Raw genomic sequence first — 15,587 nt, forward strand, 5'->3', positions numbered from 1 at the left:
CAGAAGCCCAACCCATGGGGAACTGAACATCGATCAGGTGAAGTACCACGTCGAAAGGTTTCTGAACAACGGTTCGTTCAGACTCTTCATAGGCTCCGACAGCGATGAGAGGGACGGCATCGTTACTTTTGCAACGGTTTTCATAGTATACAAACCTGGTGTTGGCGCGATTTATTTCTACACCACCAAGCGTGAGAGACGCTACTACGATATATACTCGAGGCTCTTCGAGGAGGCACACCTGAGTATAGAGATGGCCAATTTCCTGAAGCAGAACTTGAATCTTGACAGCGCCGAAATACACATCGACGCAGGTTATGATGGTCTGAGCAAGCAGATCATACCATCCATAGTCGGCTACGTGAAGGGTATGGGATACAGCTACCGCTTGAAACCCTGGGCCTTCGCGGCCACGAAAGTGGCGCACAGGCACACCAAGTGAGTCACGCTTCGACCATTTTGAAGATCTCAACGAGCCTTTGTTTGTCGACGTTTCCTCCCGACAAGATCGTCACGACTTTTCTGTTGTCGGCCGGAACCTTTCCGAACATAACCGCGGCGACGGTGACCGCGCCTGAAGGTTCGACGAGGATCTTGCACCGTTCGAGCAGGAAAATTACAGCCTGAGCGATCTCTTTTTCTGAAACGAGAAGAACGTCATCAACGTACTTCTGTACGATTGGAAACGTCAGTTCACCAGGGCTCGCGGTCCTCAGACCATCGGCGATCGTCTGGATGTTGTGAAGTTCGACCCTGCGCCCAGCCTTCAGAGACAAATAAGTGCTGTTACTCTGTTCGGGTTCTACGCCGTAGATCTTCACGTTCGGTCGCTTTTCCTTCACGTACGTCGCGATGCCGGCTATCAATCCACACCCACCGCATGGAACAAGAATCGCATCGATTTCGTTGAGCTCTTCTAAGATCTCCAGTCCCACCGTACCCTGACCAGCCATGATCCAGTGGTGATCGAACGGTGGCACGAAGATTCGACCTTCCTGTCTCGAGATTTCCCGTGCGCGGCTCAGCCTCTCCGTCGAAGAAGTTCCGAACCTCTCGAGCTTGGCACCGTAACCCTGTATCGCGGCTACCTTTGCAGCGGACGCATCCTGCGGAACCACAACTTTGACATCCACTCCCAGCATCTTACCAGCGAGGGCGAGCGCCTGACCATGATTCCCCGAAGAACCCGTGACCACACCTTTCGCGCGCTCCTGCTCGCTCAACGACAAAAGAAAATTCATGGCACCACGGATTTTGAACGATCCACTCTTTTGAAAGTTCTCCGCTTTCATGAAGACTTGATGCCCCGAGACTTCATCGAGCGTTTTCGATGTGAGGATCGACGTTCTATGAACGTACCCATTGATCCTCTCGTAGGCCTTCTCTACGTCTCTGTACGTCAGCGTGTTCATCTTACTGCCCTCCTGATCTTCCTCGCGATTTCGAACAGAATGATCCCGGCGCTGACAGACACGTTCAGCGAATCGATGTCGGAGTACATCGGCACGGCGATCAATCCGTCGCAGTTCTCCCTAACGAGTCTGCTCAGACCTTCTCCTTCATTACCGAAGACGACAGCGACGGGCGGCTCGAATTCCTCATCGTACACACTCTTTCCTTCCATGTCTGCGCCGTAGATCCAGTAACCTCTTTCTTTCAATTGCTCCATCGTTCTGACGATGTTTGTGACCACGACCACTGGAATCCTCAACACCGTGCCGGCCGATACCTTCACCACGGCGGGAGTGACCTTCACAGAACGATCCTTGGGCACCACTATCGCACTCGCTCCTGCAGCCACAGCGGTCCGGCAGATTGCACCCATGTTGTGTGGATCCGTTATGTGGTCTAAGATCACCACCAGCTCTCCTTCTATGTCAGATTCGTTGCCGTAGTTGAATTCCAGATCGATGACGATGCCCTGGTTCTTTTCTTCGCCACACAGCTGGGCGAGTCTTTTCTCAGAGACGAAGGTGAAAGGATAATTGGCCTTCTTCAGCCTTTCGATCAATTCGGAAGGCCTGTTCTTTCTGTCTTCTCTCAGGTAGATCATCTTCACAGGATAGCGCGTCCTGAGAACCTCTTCCAGAACACTTTTGCCGTAGACGAACATCGCTCACTACTCTCTCAAACTCGCCGACAGAATTTCCATCAGTTTCTGTCTGTCACCGATCAGATACAGATAACCTATGAGCGCTTCGAGTGCCGTGCTTTTGCGATAATCCGCGTCGTTGCCGTACCTTTTCGCGCACTTGCTGTTCAGGGCACGTTTCACCACGCTGAGCTCCCTTTCGTCGAGCTGTGAAAGGATCTGTTCGAGGCATCTGGCCTGTGCTTCTCTTGAAACCGACCTGGCAACTTTCTTATGGATCTGTGTCACGTTCAAATCGCTCAAGAATTTGATCTTGGCGAAGAACGATTGAACCGCATCACCAACGTAAGCGAGCGTCGCTATGGGCAGGGATGAAGGATCAATCCTGTCTGGAAGATGCGTACTTTCTAACAGCCAGTTCATCGAGATAGAGCCTGTGTGCTCTATCCTGTTCGAAGACATACGTTCTGAACCTTCTTTCTCTCAGGTTCTGCAGTATCCTTCTCTCTTTCCTTGCTTCCAGATACTGATCTCTCAGTGCGTTCTCGTGCTCCCTGAGTTGGGCGAGCCGTTCGTTCAACGATCGGAGCTGAACCTGAATTGAATCTCTGTAGACAAGCAGTTGTGAGAGTTCGAAGCCTGTTATCCCACGTGAGGATGTTAGATGTATTCTCAAACCGAGTTCTTTCAACTGCTCTTCGTATTTCTTAGCCTCGTCTTCCACCCGTCGCAGTTCACTTCTCAAAGCACTGAGCTGAATTTTGAGTTGCTCTTCCTGTGCGATTTTCATGGAAAGGAGTCTCGCCAGCCTGAATCTGAACATGCTCACACCCGAACTATTATAAAACACAAAGAACGAGTGAGAGGACGACGCCGATCGATTCAGAATAGAAGATGAGTCGGAGTGATAGAATGATTCTCAGGATAGTTCTTGGAGGTGTGACGATGGACCTGGTGGACTTCAAGATGACAAAGGATGGACTCATTCTCGTGATAAAGCACTACGAAAGCATCCAGGTGATTCTCGATCAGATCGTCTCGAAGCTCTCACAGATGAGAGGGTTCTTCGCGGCGGGCGATAAGATCATGCTCATGATAGAAAAGCACGAAATGCACTCGCACGACATCCCGAGGATCGTCTCACTTTTGAGACAGCACGGTATAGACGTCGCCCAGATATTGATAGGAGACTCCTTCCAGAACGATCTCAGTTCCTTGAGCAGAATGAAGTTGCTCGAAGAAAGAGAGACCAAATCTGGAACAAAAGTCGTGAAGAAACACGTGAGATCAGGTCAGGCGGTTGTCCATTCGGGCGACATCGTGGTGATAGGTAACGTGCACGCGGGTGCCGAACTGCTCGCGGGTGGGTCCATCGTCGTCTTTGGGAACGTCAAGGGAACTCTCCGCGCAGGCTTGAACGAGGGTGAGGGTGCAGTCATTGCCGCTTTGAGCATGCAACCGACCTTGCTTCAGATCGCCGGTTACACACTGAGGGAAGTTTCCAGTTACGAAGAGCCAGTCGTTGTGCACGTGAAAAATGGTAAGATCGTTGTGGAGAAAGCTAAGGATATAAAGTTCTGAGACGAGGGAGTGGTGCCTGTTGAACACGAAAGAATTACTCGTGCAGCTGTCGAACGTTGATGGACCGTCGGGTTTCGAAACACTCGTGCTCGATGTGATAGAACCCATACTGCAGAAATTCTGCGATAGAACCTGGAGGAGTGGTTTAGGGACACTCGTGGGTGAGAAGAAGGGTTCGGGCAAAAAGAAGATCGGCATTTTCGCCCACGCTGACGAGATAGGTTTCGTCGTAACGAAAATCGAGGAAGATGGCTTCTTGCGTCTTGAAACCGTTGGCGGAGTAGATCCCAAGGCTCTCTTAGCTCAGAGAGTGAAGATCTACTCCAAAAGAAAGATCGTGAGCGGTATCGTGGGCACGTTACCACCGCATCTGCAGAAGGAAGAGCACAGATCGCGTTTCCCCGATTACGACAGAATCTTCGTCGACGTTTCCTTCGATGAAGCCGCGAGCGAGGTTCGTGTCGGAGACGTGTGCGTTTTCGATGTCAAAGCGATCGAGGTGAACGGCAAGGTTTCTGGAAAAGCTCTCGATAACAGGGCAGGTTGTGCATCTTTGTTGCTCGCAGCGGAGTTTCTTCAAAGGATGAAGCACGATAGCGATGTATATTTCGTCTTTTCGAGTCAGGAAGAAATAGCGGGTCCCGGCGCAGCCTCGATCGCTTACGAACTAAGACTCGATGAAGCGATAGTTGTGGATGTGACGCACGCGAACGTGAAGCATTCTGTGTATCCTGTGATAAAGCTCGGCGAAGGGCCGGCCATAGGGGTCGGTATCCCTGTGGACTATGGATTCTACAAACGAGCGACTGAAATCGCTCAGAAGCATGGTGTGAAGATACAGACCGAACCGATTCCCGGTCGCTCCGGTACAGACACCGATCAGGTTCAGATCACCAGCGTTGGGGTCAAAACGTTGCTCATCTCCATTCCGCTCATGTACATGCACACGCCCGTTGAAACAGTCGATCCTAAGGATGTCGAAGAAACTGCAAGGCTTCTGGCATTGATCGCAGCCGAGTGAGGAGGTGTCACTGTGTATTTGAAGGAACTGTCACTGATCAACGGTGCCTCCGGTGATGAAGGTAGGGTCCGTGATTTCATAAAACGAACGATTCAGGACAGAGTCGACGAAGTGTGGGAGGACAGGCTCGGAAATCTGATCGCTTTCAGAAAGGGAACCAAAGGTAACCGCAAGATTCTGTTCGCCGCTCACATGGACGAAGTTGGGTTCATGGTGACGAACATCGACGAAGACGGAACGCTCCTCTTTGCTCCTGTCGGGGCCGTCGAAACCCAGGTGGTCGTCGGCAAACAGGTTAAGATCAAGGACTCGATCATGGGAGTGATCGGTTTCAAGCCGATTCACCTTCAGGAGAAGGACCAGCTGCTGAAACCGATCCGGTACGAAGAGTTAAGGATCTACATAGGTGCCAGAAATAAAGAAGAAGCGCAGAAGATGGTCAGCATTGGAGATTACGTGAACTTCGTGACTGAGTACAGGCAGAACGGACGAAGGGCCAGCGGCAAGGCGTTCGATGATCGCGTGGGTTGTTCGGTGCTCATGGACGTTATAGACAAACGGCAGCGTTATGAAAACGATGTTTACTTTGCGTTCGTGGTACAGGAAGAGGTCGGCCTCCGCGGCAGTGCCGTCGTGGTGGAGCAGGTCAAACCCGACGTGGCCATCGTCATCGAGGGAACGATCGCGGGAGACGATCCAGGACTGGAGAAAGACCGCTGGTCAACCCACCTGGGAGAAGGACCCGCGGTGACGTTCATGCACAGCGGTTACGTGGTCAACCAGAAGGTGTTCCAGGCCATCCTGTCGGTTGCTGAGAAACATGGCATACCCCACCAGTTCAGAAGAAGAATTCCGGGTTCGACCGACGCGGGCAGGCTCGCGAGAACTGGTCCCGGAACGGCATCGGGTGTGATCTCCGTTCCAACGCGTTACATACACAGCCCCGTTTGCATGATCGATCTCGAGGATTATGCGAACACGGTTCTGTTGATAGAGAAAATCCTGGAAGAAGGGGAGGTATTCGCAAAATGATAGAGCTCATCAAGAAATTGACACAGGCGTACGGTCCGAGCGGCAGAGAATCTGAGGTTCAAAAACTCATCCTCGAAGAACTGGCTGACCACATAGATGGTTACAAGTTCGACGCTGTTGGAAATCTCCTGGTTTGGAAACAGGGCAGCAGTGGAAAAAAGATACTGTTCGACGCTCACGTCGACGAGATAGGGCTGGTGGTCACGAACATCACCGATAAAGGTTTTCTCAGGGTCGACGCCGTTGGGGGTGTCGTGCCACACACCTTCGTTGGTCACCGGGTCAGATTTCCAAATGCCGTAGGGATCGTCTACGTGGAAGGTGAGACAGAAGAGGAGAGAAAGAAGAACTGGACGAATCTGACTCTCGATAACATGTTTGTGGACATAGGTGCGAAGAGTTACGAAGAAGCGAAAAGCAAAGTTCCCATCGGTTCCTTTGGTGTCTACGACAGTTATTTCTACCAGATGGGAGATTACCTGGTGAGCAAAGCGATGGACGACAGGATAGGTTGCGCGATCGTTGTGGAACTGTTCAAGAGACTCAGTTCGTGTCCAAACACGATCATAGGCTCTTTCTCGGTTCAGGAAGAAGTTGGCCTCGTTGGCGCGTCCGTAGCAGCCTATACGTTTGCACCAGACGTGTGTGTGGCGGTTGATGTGACCGATTCTGCGGATTATCCGAAAGCTTTCAAGAGACACTCCATGGTGCTTGGAAAGGGTCCTGCGATAAAGGTCAAAGATAAAGCGTCCGTGAGCAACAGACAGATAGTAGAGAAGCTCGTCGAACTCGCCGAGGCCAACCACATTCCTTACCAGATGGAGGTTCTCACCTTCGGAGGCACGAACGCGGCCGCACTGCAGAGGACGAGGGCAGGCATCCCGTCGGCCACCGTTTCGATCCCGACTAGGTACGTTCACAGTCCCAGCGAGACCGTGTGCCTTTCCGACGTGGAGAACGCCGTTGAACTGTTGATTCAGTACGCGATGAAAGGAGTGTGATAATGCCGCGTAGGGAGATAAGATTGACCGATACGCAGGCACGTGTGTTAGCAATTTTAATAATTATCTTCAGCGTGGGGTTCGCGGGGTTCAGCCTTGCAACGTTTCTGTTGATGAAGAGTCGGGAGAACGTGAGGGTCGAGATCGTGGAGATTCCCCCGGCCAGGGTCGAGGTGCCACAGATCGAGAAGCCAGCGATGGAACAACCAGCTGCTCCCTTAGAGTTGCCCGGAGTTTACACAGTCGAGACTTACGACTACAGGAAGTTGATATTGGAAGCCACGGAGATGGTGGAAAGAGGTGTTGAGGTCTCCTGTTACGCGCTGGAACCTAACGAGGCTGTTGGCGTGATCAGGACGGCAAAAAAGCCCTTTTTGATCACGCAAGTTTCGAGGGACACGTGCATCGTCGCTTTCGTGGGAGGTCACAGGTTACAGAACAGGCCTGAGCAGAAATCGCTTTATGGCGTGTACGTCCTTTCCAGCACGAGCAAGGAATCCGCGCTGGAAAGGATGTTCGCACTCAGGAGTGCTGGCTATCCTTCGTATCTGATGAAGTTTACAAGAGACGGCAGAGACTGGTTCACACTCGTCGTGGGTGCTTTTCCAACGCTCGAGCTGGCTGAAGAATTCAATAAGAACTTGAACTGGAACGAGGTCATGAGAATATCTGGCGCGAGTAAACCAGGTTTCACCGGGAGGATCTCTCCTTGAAGTTCTCCACTTCTGAGAAAAGGATACTCTTGCTGTTGTTCGTGGGCGTGCTGCTCCTGAGTGGAGCTGTGGTCGAACTGAGAACGAAGAAGAACGAACAGATTCCTGTTGAAACTCGCAGAAACGTTGAATTTCCCATCGACGTGAACGTTGCGAGCGTCGACGATCTGAAAATGCTTCCGGGTATAGGTGAAGTCAAGGCAAAGGCGATCGTAGAGTATAGAACCAGAAACGGGCCATTCAAGAATCTGAACGATCTCGAACGGGTGCCTGGCATTGGGAAGAAGACCGTAGAGAGGTTGGCAGCTTATGTGAATCTTTCGGGTGCAGGGAACGGCGACACTCAGAACAAGATCAACGTGAACACGGCGAGCTTGGAAGAACTGATGAACCTGCCAGGTATAGGCGAGGTGAAGGCAGCAGAGATAATCAAAATGAGGGAAAAGGTGCGATTCTCGAAACCTGAAGATCTGCTGAACGTTCCGGGCATAGGCCCGAAGACACTGGAAAAGATCAGAGATCTCATAACCTTTTAGGAGGTGCAAGGTGTGAAGCGCGTGCTCGTTGTAGGATTGTTGCTGGCAGTTGTTCTCATCTTTCTCTACGGATCGAGCTCAGGAAGTCCGAGAATCGTCTTCGCGGATGTGAACAGGGTGGTACAGGAATACCCAAAGTGGATTGAACTGAACCAGAAGTACGCTCAGGACGCACAGTTCTACCAGCAGAAACTCAACGAAATGATGGCCGAACTCGATAAACTCCAGAAAGCTGGAGCCCCGCAGAGCGAAATCGAAAAGAAGCAAGCAGAAATACTCGCCAGAAAGCAACAGTACGAACAGCTGTTACAGAGCGAATATCAGCCAAAAATGCAGGCAGTTCTGGACGAACTTGCAACAAAGATAGAATCCTTTGCGAAGACGATGGGCTACGATTTTGTGATAAAGAAAGAGGCTTTGTTGTACGCGGACGATGCGTACGATGTGACCGAACAGCTTGTTAAGTACCTCAAGAGTCAGTGATGGAAATTGTAGGCCGCGGTTTAGTCAAGAAATTCGGAAGAAAGACAGTCGTGGACAACGTAGACGTGAGGGTGCGTCAAGGCGAGGTCGTCGGACTGCTTGGTCCAAACGGTGCAGGGAAGACGACGCTGTTCAACATGATCCTCGGTCTGGTGACGCCCACGAAGGGTGAAGTTTACCTTGGTGATAGAAACATCACCAATTTGCCTGTAAGCAGGCGTGCGAGGCTTGGTATAACGTACTTGCAGCAGGAAACCTCCGTCTTCACCGGCATAAAGGTGTGGGAAAACATCGACTTTGTACTCCGATTCAGAGTGAAAGAGAGAGCTGTTCGTGAGAAGATGGTCGAAGAACTCATGCGCGAATTCGGCATCTGGGAACTGAGAAACCAGTACGCTTCGGACCTTTCAGGAGGAGAAAAGAGGAGACTGGAGCTGGCCAGGATGATGGCTCTGAAGCCTCTCTTCTTGCTACTCGACGAACCTTTCGTTGGAATAGATCCAAAAACTGTGAAGGACATACAGCAGATGATTCGTTCTTTGAGCGCCCGAAACATAGGTATAATCGTGACCGATCACAGTGTGGATGCACTCGTACCCGTGGTCGATAGGCTCTACATAATGCACAAAGGCAGAATCATAGCGGAAGGTGAACCAGAAAAAGTGCTGAACGATCCTTTAGTCAAGGAGGTCTACCTTGGTGCATGAACGTTGGAGTTGTTGGATATTCTGGACCTATAGACCAACCACCGATCAGTGAAATAGCGCAGTTGTGCCTGAATTTGGGAGAGGCCCTCGCTCGGGAAGGCTACACGATCGTGTGTGGTGGACGAGACGGTGTGATGGAACTGGTCTCGAAGGGTGCGAGAAAAGTTGGAGGCAACATCATAGGTGTTCTTCCCGTGGGAGAAGAAGGCAACCCATACCTGACGGTCAGGATCAAAACCCCGTTCGACAACGTCACGAGGTCTCTGGTCCTGGTGCAGACGAGCGACGTGGTGATTTCTATAGGAGGAGAGATCGGAACCGCCATAGAGGTTCTCATCGCTTACGCCAAAGCCAAGCCAGTCGTTCTCTTCGAAGGTACCGGCGGCTGGACGGACCGCTTCGCCGAGTTGCTCATAGAAGGCAGATATCTCGACAACCGAAAGATTGTGGAAGTCTTGAAAGCGAGGAGCGTTGAGCAGATACTTCAGATACTCAGGAAGATGAGGAGGTAGAAGTGTGAGCGAAGTGAGATTGAGATTCGCACCGAGTCCAACGGGTTATCTGCACGTTGGTGGTGCACGTACAGCACTCTTCAACTGGCTGTACGCACGGAAGATGGACGGAAAGTTCATACTCAGGATAGAAGACACCGACCTGCAGCGGTCCACCAGAGAGTACGAGCAGGCGATCATGGAAGCGTTGAGATGGTGCGGTATAGACTGGGACGAAGGTCCAGACGTGGGCGGACCGTACGGTCCGTACAGGCAGAGTGAGAGAACCAGGGCGGGTATATATGCGGAATACGCGAAGAAACTCATTGAAATGGGGCGTGCGTACTACACTGTTTACGACAAGGTGGACAGAAAGAAAGAACTTTTCAGGACCTTCGAGTATCCAAAACAGTACGTAGATGAAGGCCACGACGTGACGATCAGTTTCAAGGTACTGGAAGGAAAGACGAAGTTCTACGATCTGCTCAAGGGTGAGCTCGAGTTCGACAACTCTACGATCGAAGATTTCGTGATGATCAAATCTGACGGTTTTCCGACGTACAACTACGCCGTCGTGATAGACGATCATCTGATGCGCATCACACACGTGTTCCGTGGCGAAGACCACGTTTCCAACACACCCAAACAGATCATGATCTATAAAGCCCTCGATTGGGAGATCCCGCAATTCATGCACATACCGCTGATACTCGGATTCGACAGAACGCCACTGAGCAAACGCCACGGCGCCACGAGTGTTGAGCATTTCAGAAGCATAGGGATTCTCAGCAGAGGACTGATGAACTATCTGGCGCTGCTTGGCTGGAGCGTCGGAGAGGAAGAGATATTCGACGTCAGAGCGAGGATAAAGCAGTTCGATCCGTCCACGATATCGAACAAAGGTGTCGTTTTTGATCCTGCAAAGCTCGAGTGGGTGAACGGGAAGCACATGAGGATGATGAGCGTCGAGGAACTGCTCAACGAATTTGAAGAATGGATCCGCTTCACCGGCAGAAGAGCTCCACAGGTGGAGAGAGATTACGCACTCAAAGTGGTGCAGGCCTGCCGCGAGAAGGTCAACACCCTCGGGCAGCTCTACGACTTTGCCTATCCGTTCTTCTTCGAAGATTACGAGTTTGAAGAACAGTTCGTCACAGAGTACCTGCTGAGCCCGTACGCTGAAAGTGTGCTGAAAAAGTCGCTCGAGACGTTCAGCCAGCTTGAGGATTGGACTGTAGCCGGAACGGAAAAGGCCTGCCGCAGTTTAGCAGAGCTCGGCATCGCGTCGAAGAACAAGGTCTTCCAGACGATCCGGGGTGCCGTGACTGGTCGACTGGTCACTCCCGGCCTGTTCGAGACGCTGTCGATCCTGGGCAAAAAACGAACCGTTGAGCGATTACAACGGGCGCTGGAGTATCGCAGCAAGAAGATCCATCAAGATATCAGCCCAGCGTAGTTGAACGGGAATTCCTACAAAGATAAACGAGCGAAAGATCAAACCGGTAAGAGTATTATGACCGCCAGGAGCACGAGATCTTCGCTGGAATTGTTCTCGATCGAGTGTGTTTCTCCGGACATCGTCAGGCACACGTCCCCTGCCTGCACTTCCACAGGATTATCGTTGTCGTAGAAGATACCCCTGCCGGACAGGACAAAGAACACTTCGAATTCGTTCTCGTGCCTGTGCGGTCCTATTGATGTGCCAGGTTTGAGCGTGAGTTTCGCGAACAGTCCGGCTTCGTTGGCTAACAGGTTCCGATCAACGAGGTGCGTTATCTCCACCTGGCCCTTACCACCCCTCATGTTAGAAACGAGTTCTTTCCTCATACTGTCAGGTTTGATGACCATGGTCACACCTCCGTGTTCGATGCTAACTTCTTTGTACCACATTTTGGGGCGGTTTCAACTGCTCACCTTTTTCAAAAAGAGTTTCGATGATATCTCGACACCGTTGAGTTGAATGGCTTTCATGATCTTTTCACAATCTCTGAACAGATGAAGCTGGATCGCACCCATCGATTTGACGTCACCGAGAGATACTCCAAGCATTCTCACGGGGGTTTCTTCTATGCCTCGCGAAAGCATGAATTCCAGGACCTCTACAAAGCTCAAGAAGTCGTTCGACCAGCTGCTGAGACTTTTGGAGCAGGAAAATGTTCCATATTTTGCGTATCTGACGATCAGTGAGACTGTCTTCGCGCCGTAACCTTCCCGGATCATCCTCAAATAGGACCTGTACAGCAGGTAGAGTGCCACATGTTTCAAGATGTTTTTGTCCGATACGTCGAAATCGAAGGTTTTCATGTGTGAAAAGCTCTTGGGAGGTTTCTTCTTGAAAAATTCTTTCCTGTCGAAATTTTCGCTCAGCAGGGAAGAAACGATCTGTCTGATGCTCTCGGGTGAAGAACGATCTTTGCAGAATTCTATCAAATCCCCCACGGTTTCTATTTTCATTCGCTTCAAGTGTTCCTCCGTTTTCTTACCGACTCCCGGTACGAGCGAAACCGGCAAACCTTGCAGGAACGACGACACCTGATCTTTCTCTATCACCATGAATCCGTTTGGTTTACACATCTCAGAGGCGATCTTGCTCAAAGCGGGGTTCGGCGCCACTCCGATGGAACAGGTGATGCGGTGCGTTTGAAAGATCTCCCGCTTCAGTCTCTTCAATCTCTCGATGGGATGAGCAACGTTGAGATCGATGTAGAATTCGTCTATGCTGCTTCGAATGTAGACAGGAAAATACTTGCACACGAGGGACTCTATGTTGAGAGATACGGACTCGTACTCGGCGAAGTCAGCCTTGACAAGGATCAACTCCGGACAGAGCTTTCTTGCGATCTGTGGGGCCATACCAGTCTTCACACCGAACTGTTTCGCAATGTAGTTCGCGGAAGATATGGCGGTCCTTCTCCCCCACCCTATCACCGCAACTGGCTTGTCCTTAAGAAATGGATTCCTCGCACATTCTATCGAAGCAAAGAAGGCATCCATATCGACCAGCGCCACCATTGGATACACCCCAGACCATTATAGTATACTTATGAATATCTGTCAACTTATGAATACATTGCATTCGTGATCCGCCTCACGGAGGGCCATACGGGTTATGAAATTTCTATATGAATCAAAGATCGTTCCGTGAAGCAATACGAATCGTCTCAAAACTACTCGCCTTTGAGTCTCAATGAATTCTGTCTACAGTGATATAATCAACTTGAGCTTGTGAATTTCTTAACAGGGGGTGAAGTGTTTGCAGGACGTATGCACGACAGGTGAAAGACTGTTCAAAGAACTGGACGAGTACATGAAATCCATCAACGCAACGCCGGACAAACTCATCTCCGTTCTTCAAAAAGCCCAGGAAATTTTTGGATACCTTTCTCCACAGGTTCAGCAGTACATCGCGGACGCACTGAACATACCTGTGTCGCAAGTTTATGGAGTTGTCACGTTTTACAACTTTTTCTCCATGACGCCGAAGGGAAAGGTGCAGATAAAGGTCTGCCTTGGAACGGCGTGTTACGTGAAGGGAGCCGACAGGATCTTCGAGCGATTCTTGGAGGAACTCGGGGTAGAACCCGAGAAACCCACGAAAGACGGACAGTTCTCCGTTCACGCGGTCAGATGCCTGGGTGCCTGCAGCATGGCTCCCGTTGTTTTGATCGGCGAGAGGGATTTCTACGGTAGGTTGAAGCCTGATATGGTGCCGAGGATCATAGCGAAGTATCGGGAGGTGAAGTGATGAGCAAGATCAAATCCATCGAGGATCTCATGAAAATCAAGGAGAAGGCCCTGAAAGAACTGCAGCTCAGGGATACGGGCAAAAGGGGAAAGATCACCGTCGCAATGGGTACGTGTGGGATCGCCGCAGGGGCGAAAGAAACGCTTCGCGCAATTGTTGAGGCGCTCGCCGAGAACAACATAAGCGACATTGCCGTCGTGCAGTCCGGCTGCATGGGATTGTGCGAAGTGGAACCCACGATCGAGGTACGACTCGAGGGTCAGGAACCCGTTGTGTACGGTCATGTGACACCGGAAAATGCAAAGAGGATCGTCAAACAACACATACTTGGAAACCAGATCGTCTCCGACTTGCTGGTGAGAAAGGGAGAGATGTGAGGTGCCACTGACCACGAGTACCATCCTGATCTGCGCTGGAGGCGCTTGCATCTCGTCCGGAGAAATCAGTGTCAAAGAAGCCCTTCAGAGGGAAATAAGAAAGTACGGTCTGGACGAAGTGGTGAGGATCGTCGAAACTGGTTGCATGGGCGCCTGCAGCCTTGGACCGCTCATGGTCATCTATCCTGAGGGTGTCTTCTACCAGAAGTTGACACCCCAGGCGGCAGAAAAGATAGTTCAGGAGCACCTCCTCAAGGGCAGGATCGTGCAAGAGTATCTGTACAAAATGCCAACGGGAGAAGCCGTGCCAGAAGCGATGGACAAACTGCCGTTCTTTGCGAGACAGGTGAAGATCGCCACGCGAAACGTCGGTTACATAGATCCTGCGAACATAGAGGAGTACATCGCGAGGGACGGATACTTCGCCCTGACGAAGGTGCTGACCGAAATGACGCCGGAACAAGTGATAGAAGAGATCAAGCGCAGTGGCTTGAGGGGTAGAGGTGGCGCAGGCTTCCCCACGGGATTGAAGTGGGAGCTCACACGGAAGGCCAAGGGTGACAGAAAGTACGTGGTGTGCAACGCTGACGAAGGAGATCCAGGAGCCTTCATGGATCGATCCATACTCGAGGGTGATCCCCACACGGTACTCGAAGCGATGGCGATCGCTGGCTACGCCATCGGTGCCCAGCAGGGTTACATATACGTTCGAGCGGAGTACCCGCTCGCGATAGAGAGACTCCAGATAGCGATAGCACAGGCGAGAGAATACGGTTTCCTTGGAAAGAACATTCTCGGAACCGATTTCAACTTCGACATAGAGATCCGCATAGGTGCGGGTGCTTTCGTGTGTGGAGAGGAGACCGCGCTCATCGCGTCGATCGAAGGCAAGAGGGGTCAGCCCAGGGTCAAACCGCCTTACCCAGCTCAGAGTGGTGTCTGGGGTTGTCCCACGGTGATAAACAACGTCGAGACGCTGGCGTGCATACCTCCCATCATCATAAAGGGAGCGGAATGGTTCAGAAGCATCGGAACGGCCTCTTCGCCCGGAACGAAAGTGTTCGCACTCGCCGGTAAGATCACCAACACCGGTCTGGTCGAAGTACCCATGGGTATCACGCTGAGGGAACTGCTGTACGAAATCGGTGGTGGTTCCTCCACAGGTAAGAAGATCAAGGCCGTACAGACCGGCGGTCCCAGTGGCGGTTGTATCCCTTCGGAATACTTCGACACACCGGTGGACTACGAATCGTTGCAGAAGCTCGGAGCAATAATGGGATCCGGTGGAATGATCGTCATGGACGAGGACGACTGCATGGTGGACGTTGCGAAGTTCTTCCTGGAGTTCACCGTCGACGAGTCGTGTGGTAAGTGCACTCCGTGCAGGGAAGGAACCAGACAGATGTTGAAGATCTTGGAAAAGATAACCTCCGGTGAGGGAACCGAGGAAGACCTCCAGGAACTCGAGACGCTCGGAAACATAATCAAAGACACCTCTCTGTGCGGCCTCGGTCAAACTGCTCCGAACCCCGTGCTGAGCACGCTGAGATACTACCGCCACGAGTACGAGGCACACGTCAAGGAGAAGCGCTGTCCTGCTCTACGCTGCAAGGCACTCATAAGGTACGTTATCGACGCTTCAAAATGTGTCGGCTGTACTGCCTGCGCCCGGGTGTGCCCTGTGAACGCTATCAGCGGTGAACTCAGAAAGGTCCATTCGATCGACAACAGTGTGTGCATCAGGTGTGGAAGTTGCATAGAAGTGTGCAGGTTTGGAGCCATAAGCAAAGTCTCGCCGTGAGAGGGGG

Annotated in this window: 20 protein-coding genes; 14 read left to right on the plus strand and 6 right to left on the minus strand. The window is 51.5% G+C overall.

Translation table 11 applies throughout. The features are described 5' to 3' along the window. The first annotated feature begins 37 nt into the window (after positions 1-37). Positions 38-442 carry a ribonuclease H-like YkuK family protein gene (locus tag TSP01S_RS06610; protein WP_231848530.1) on the plus strand — a complete coding sequence of 135 codons (405 nt, stop codon included), beginning with the start codon at positions 38-40 and terminating at the stop codon, positions 440-442. Between the two features lies 1 nt (position 443). Here TSP01S_RS06610 and TSP01S_RS06615 read toward each other — a convergent pair whose 3' ends face one another. Genes TSP01S_RS06615 through fliJ form a run of 4 tightly spaced genes read right to left on the minus strand, consistent with a single transcriptional unit; the run spans position 444 to position 2,915 of the window. Then, entirely contained in the window at positions 444-1,412 is a 969-nt protein-coding gene (locus tag TSP01S_RS06615; protein WP_041077324.1) for a threonine ammonia-lyase, read from the minus strand. Then, positions 1,409-2,113: a 23S rRNA (guanosine(2251)-2'-O)-methyltransferase RlmB gene (rlmB, locus tag TSP01S_RS06620; RefSeq protein ID WP_041077325.1), complete on the minus strand. Its 705-nt coding sequence runs from the start codon at positions 2,111-2,113 to the stop codon at positions 1,409-1,411. Before rlmB ends, TSP01S_RS06615 begins: the two co-directional genes overlap by 4 nt. A 6-nt stretch (positions 2,114-2,119) precedes the next feature. Continuing rightward, entirely contained in the window at positions 2,120-2,515 is a 396-nt protein-coding gene (locus TSP01S_RS06625; protein WP_041077326.1) for a ribonuclease III domain-containing protein, read from the minus strand. After that, entirely contained in the window at positions 2,472-2,915 is a 444-nt protein-coding gene (gene fliJ, locus TSP01S_RS06630) for a flagellar export protein FliJ (protein ID WP_041077327.1), read from the minus strand. The genes TSP01S_RS06625 and fliJ overlap by 44 nt, the downstream gene beginning before the upstream one ends. A 128-nt stretch (positions 2,916-3,043) precedes the next feature. On the opposite strand from fliJ, the gene minC reads away from it, so the two are divergent. From minC to gltX, 10 genes are read left to right on the plus strand one after another with little or no spacing between them, the layout of a single operon-like run. Continuing rightward, positions 3,044-3,673, plus strand: a complete 630-nt coding sequence (gene minC, locus TSP01S_RS06635; protein ID WP_041078570.1) for a septum site-determining protein MinC — start codon at positions 3,044-3,046, stop codon at positions 3,671-3,673. 19 nt (positions 3,674-3,692) lie between these two features. Further along, on the plus strand, positions 3,693-4,694 hold the full coding sequence (locus TSP01S_RS06640) for a M20/M25/M40 family metallo-hydrolase (protein WP_041077328.1): 1,002 nt from the start codon (positions 3,693-3,695) through the stop codon (positions 4,692-4,694). 12 nt (positions 4,695-4,706) lie between these two features. Next, the gene (locus tag TSP01S_RS06645; protein WP_041077329.1) at positions 4,707-5,726 is read left to right on the plus strand and encodes a M42 family metallopeptidase; all 1,020 of its coding nucleotides are present in this window, start codon (positions 4,707-4,709) and stop codon (positions 5,724-5,726) included. Continuing rightward, entirely contained in the window at positions 5,723-6,727 is a 1,005-nt protein-coding gene (locus TSP01S_RS06650; protein ID WP_041077330.1) for a M42 family metallopeptidase, read from the plus strand. Before TSP01S_RS06645 ends, TSP01S_RS06650 begins: the two co-directional genes overlap by 4 nt. A 2-nt stretch (positions 6,728-6,729) precedes the next feature. After that, positions 6,730-7,440 carry an SPOR domain-containing protein gene (locus tag TSP01S_RS06655; protein ID WP_041077331.1) on the plus strand — a complete coding sequence of 237 codons (711 nt, stop codon included), beginning with the start codon at positions 6,730-6,732 and terminating at the stop codon, positions 7,438-7,440. Further along, positions 7,437-7,976, plus strand: coding sequence for a ComEA family DNA-binding protein (locus tag TSP01S_RS06660; protein WP_041077332.1), 540 nt, complete (start codon positions 7,437-7,439; stop codon positions 7,974-7,976). The genes TSP01S_RS06655 and TSP01S_RS06660 overlap by 4 nt, the downstream gene beginning before the upstream one ends. Positions 7,977-7,988: 12 nt before the next feature. Next, entirely contained in the window at positions 7,989-8,459 is a 471-nt protein-coding gene (locus TSP01S_RS06665; RefSeq protein WP_041077333.1) for an OmpH family outer membrane protein, read from the plus strand. Next, positions 8,459-9,166, plus strand: coding sequence for an LPS export ABC transporter ATP-binding protein (gene lptB / locus TSP01S_RS06670; RefSeq protein ID WP_041077334.1), 708 nt, complete (start codon positions 8,459-8,461; stop codon positions 9,164-9,166). Before TSP01S_RS06665 ends, lptB begins: the two co-directional genes overlap by 1 nt. Beyond that, the gene (locus tag TSP01S_RS06675) at positions 9,163-9,678 is read left to right on the plus strand and encodes a TIGR00725 family protein (RefSeq protein ID WP_041077335.1); all 516 of its coding nucleotides are present in this window, start codon (positions 9,163-9,165) and stop codon (positions 9,676-9,678) included. The genes lptB and TSP01S_RS06675 overlap by 4 nt, the downstream gene beginning before the upstream one ends. A 4-nt stretch (positions 9,679-9,682) precedes the next feature. Continuing rightward, complete coding sequence (gene gltX / locus TSP01S_RS06680) at positions 9,683-11,113, plus strand: glutamate--tRNA ligase (protein WP_082021669.1); 1,431 nt, start codon at positions 9,683-9,685, stop codon at positions 11,111-11,113. 38 nt (positions 11,114-11,151) lie between these two features. Here the strand turns inward: gltX and TSP01S_RS06685 are convergent, their stop codons facing one another. Together TSP01S_RS06685 and TSP01S_RS06690 are read right to left on the minus strand one after the other, a co-directional pair. Then, positions 11,152-11,505 carry a cupin domain-containing protein gene (locus TSP01S_RS06685; RefSeq protein WP_041077336.1) on the minus strand — a complete coding sequence of 118 codons (354 nt, stop codon included), beginning with the start codon at positions 11,503-11,505 and terminating at the stop codon, positions 11,152-11,154. A 54-nt stretch (positions 11,506-11,559) separates the two neighbouring features. Beyond that, a complete protein-coding gene (locus TSP01S_RS06690) occupies positions 11,560-12,666 on the minus strand; it encodes a Y-family DNA polymerase (RefSeq protein WP_231848531.1) in 1,107 nt (368 codons plus the stop codon). A 298-nt stretch (positions 12,667-12,964) separates the two neighbouring features. On the opposite strand from TSP01S_RS06690, the gene TSP01S_RS06695 reads away from it, so the two are divergent. The 3 genes from TSP01S_RS06695 to nuoF are packed head-to-tail and all read left to right on the plus strand — an operon-like array spanning position 12,965 to position 15,580. Beyond that, on the plus strand, positions 12,965-13,402 hold the full coding sequence (locus TSP01S_RS06695; RefSeq protein ID WP_052463640.1) for an NADH-quinone oxidoreductase subunit NuoE family protein: 438 nt from the start codon (positions 12,965-12,967) through the stop codon (positions 13,400-13,402). After that, positions 13,402-13,779, plus strand: a complete 378-nt coding sequence (locus tag TSP01S_RS06700; RefSeq protein WP_041077339.1) for a (2Fe-2S) ferredoxin domain-containing protein — start codon at positions 13,402-13,404, stop codon at positions 13,777-13,779. Before TSP01S_RS06695 ends, TSP01S_RS06700 begins: the two co-directional genes overlap by 1 nt. A 1-nt stretch (position 13,780) precedes the next feature. After that, complete coding sequence (gene nuoF / locus TSP01S_RS06705; RefSeq protein ID WP_041077340.1) at positions 13,781-15,580, plus strand: NADH-quinone oxidoreductase subunit NuoF; 1,800 nt, start codon at positions 13,781-13,783, stop codon at positions 15,578-15,580. Positions 15,581-15,587: the final 7 nt, after the last annotated feature.

Source organism: Thermotoga caldifontis AZM44c09 (assembly GCF_000828655.1).
Lineage (GTDB): Bacteria > Thermotogota > Thermotogae > Thermotogales > DSM-5069 > Pseudothermotoga_A > Pseudothermotoga_A caldifontis.

Bases quoted from the DNA above. Each gene is read 5' to 3' on its own strand.
- TSP01S_RS06615 (WP_041077324.1), bottom strand. From the start codon at position 1,412: ATGAACACGCTGACGTACAGAGACGTAGAGAAGGCCTACGAGAGGATC.
- rlmB (WP_041077325.1), bottom strand. From the start codon at position 2,113: ATGTTCGTCTACGGCAAAAGTGTTCTGGAAGAGGTTCTCAGGACGCGC.
- TSP01S_RS06625 (WP_041077326.1), bottom strand. From the start codon at position 2,515: ATGAACTGGCTGTTAGAAAGTACGCATCTTCCAGACAGGATTGATCCT.
- fliJ (WP_041077327.1), bottom strand. From the start codon at position 2,915: ATGTTCAGATTCAGGCTGGCGAGACTCCTTTCCATGAAAATCGCACAG.
- TSP01S_RS06650 (WP_041077330.1), top strand. From the start codon at position 5,723: ATGATAGAGCTCATCAAGAAATTGACACAGGCGTACGGTCCGAGCGGC.
- TSP01S_RS06655 (WP_041077331.1), top strand. From the start codon at position 6,730: ATGCCGCGTAGGGAGATAAGATTGACCGATACGCAGGCACGTGTGTTA.
- lptB (WP_041077334.1), top strand. From the start codon at position 8,459: ATGGAAATTGTAGGCCGCGGTTTAGTCAAGAAATTCGGAAGAAAGACA.
- TSP01S_RS06675 (WP_041077335.1), top strand. From the start codon at position 9,163: ATGAACGTTGGAGTTGTTGGATATTCTGGACCTATAGACCAACCACCG.
- TSP01S_RS06685 (WP_041077336.1), bottom strand. From the start codon at position 11,505: ATGGTCATCAAACCTGACAGTATGAGGAAAGAACTCGTTTCTAACATG.
- TSP01S_RS06695 (WP_052463640.1), top strand. From the start codon at position 12,965: ATGAAATCCATCAACGCAACGCCGGACAAACTCATCTCCGTTCTTCAA.
- TSP01S_RS06700 (WP_041077339.1), top strand. From the start codon at position 13,402: ATGAGCAAGATCAAATCCATCGAGGATCTCATGAAAATCAAGGAGAAG.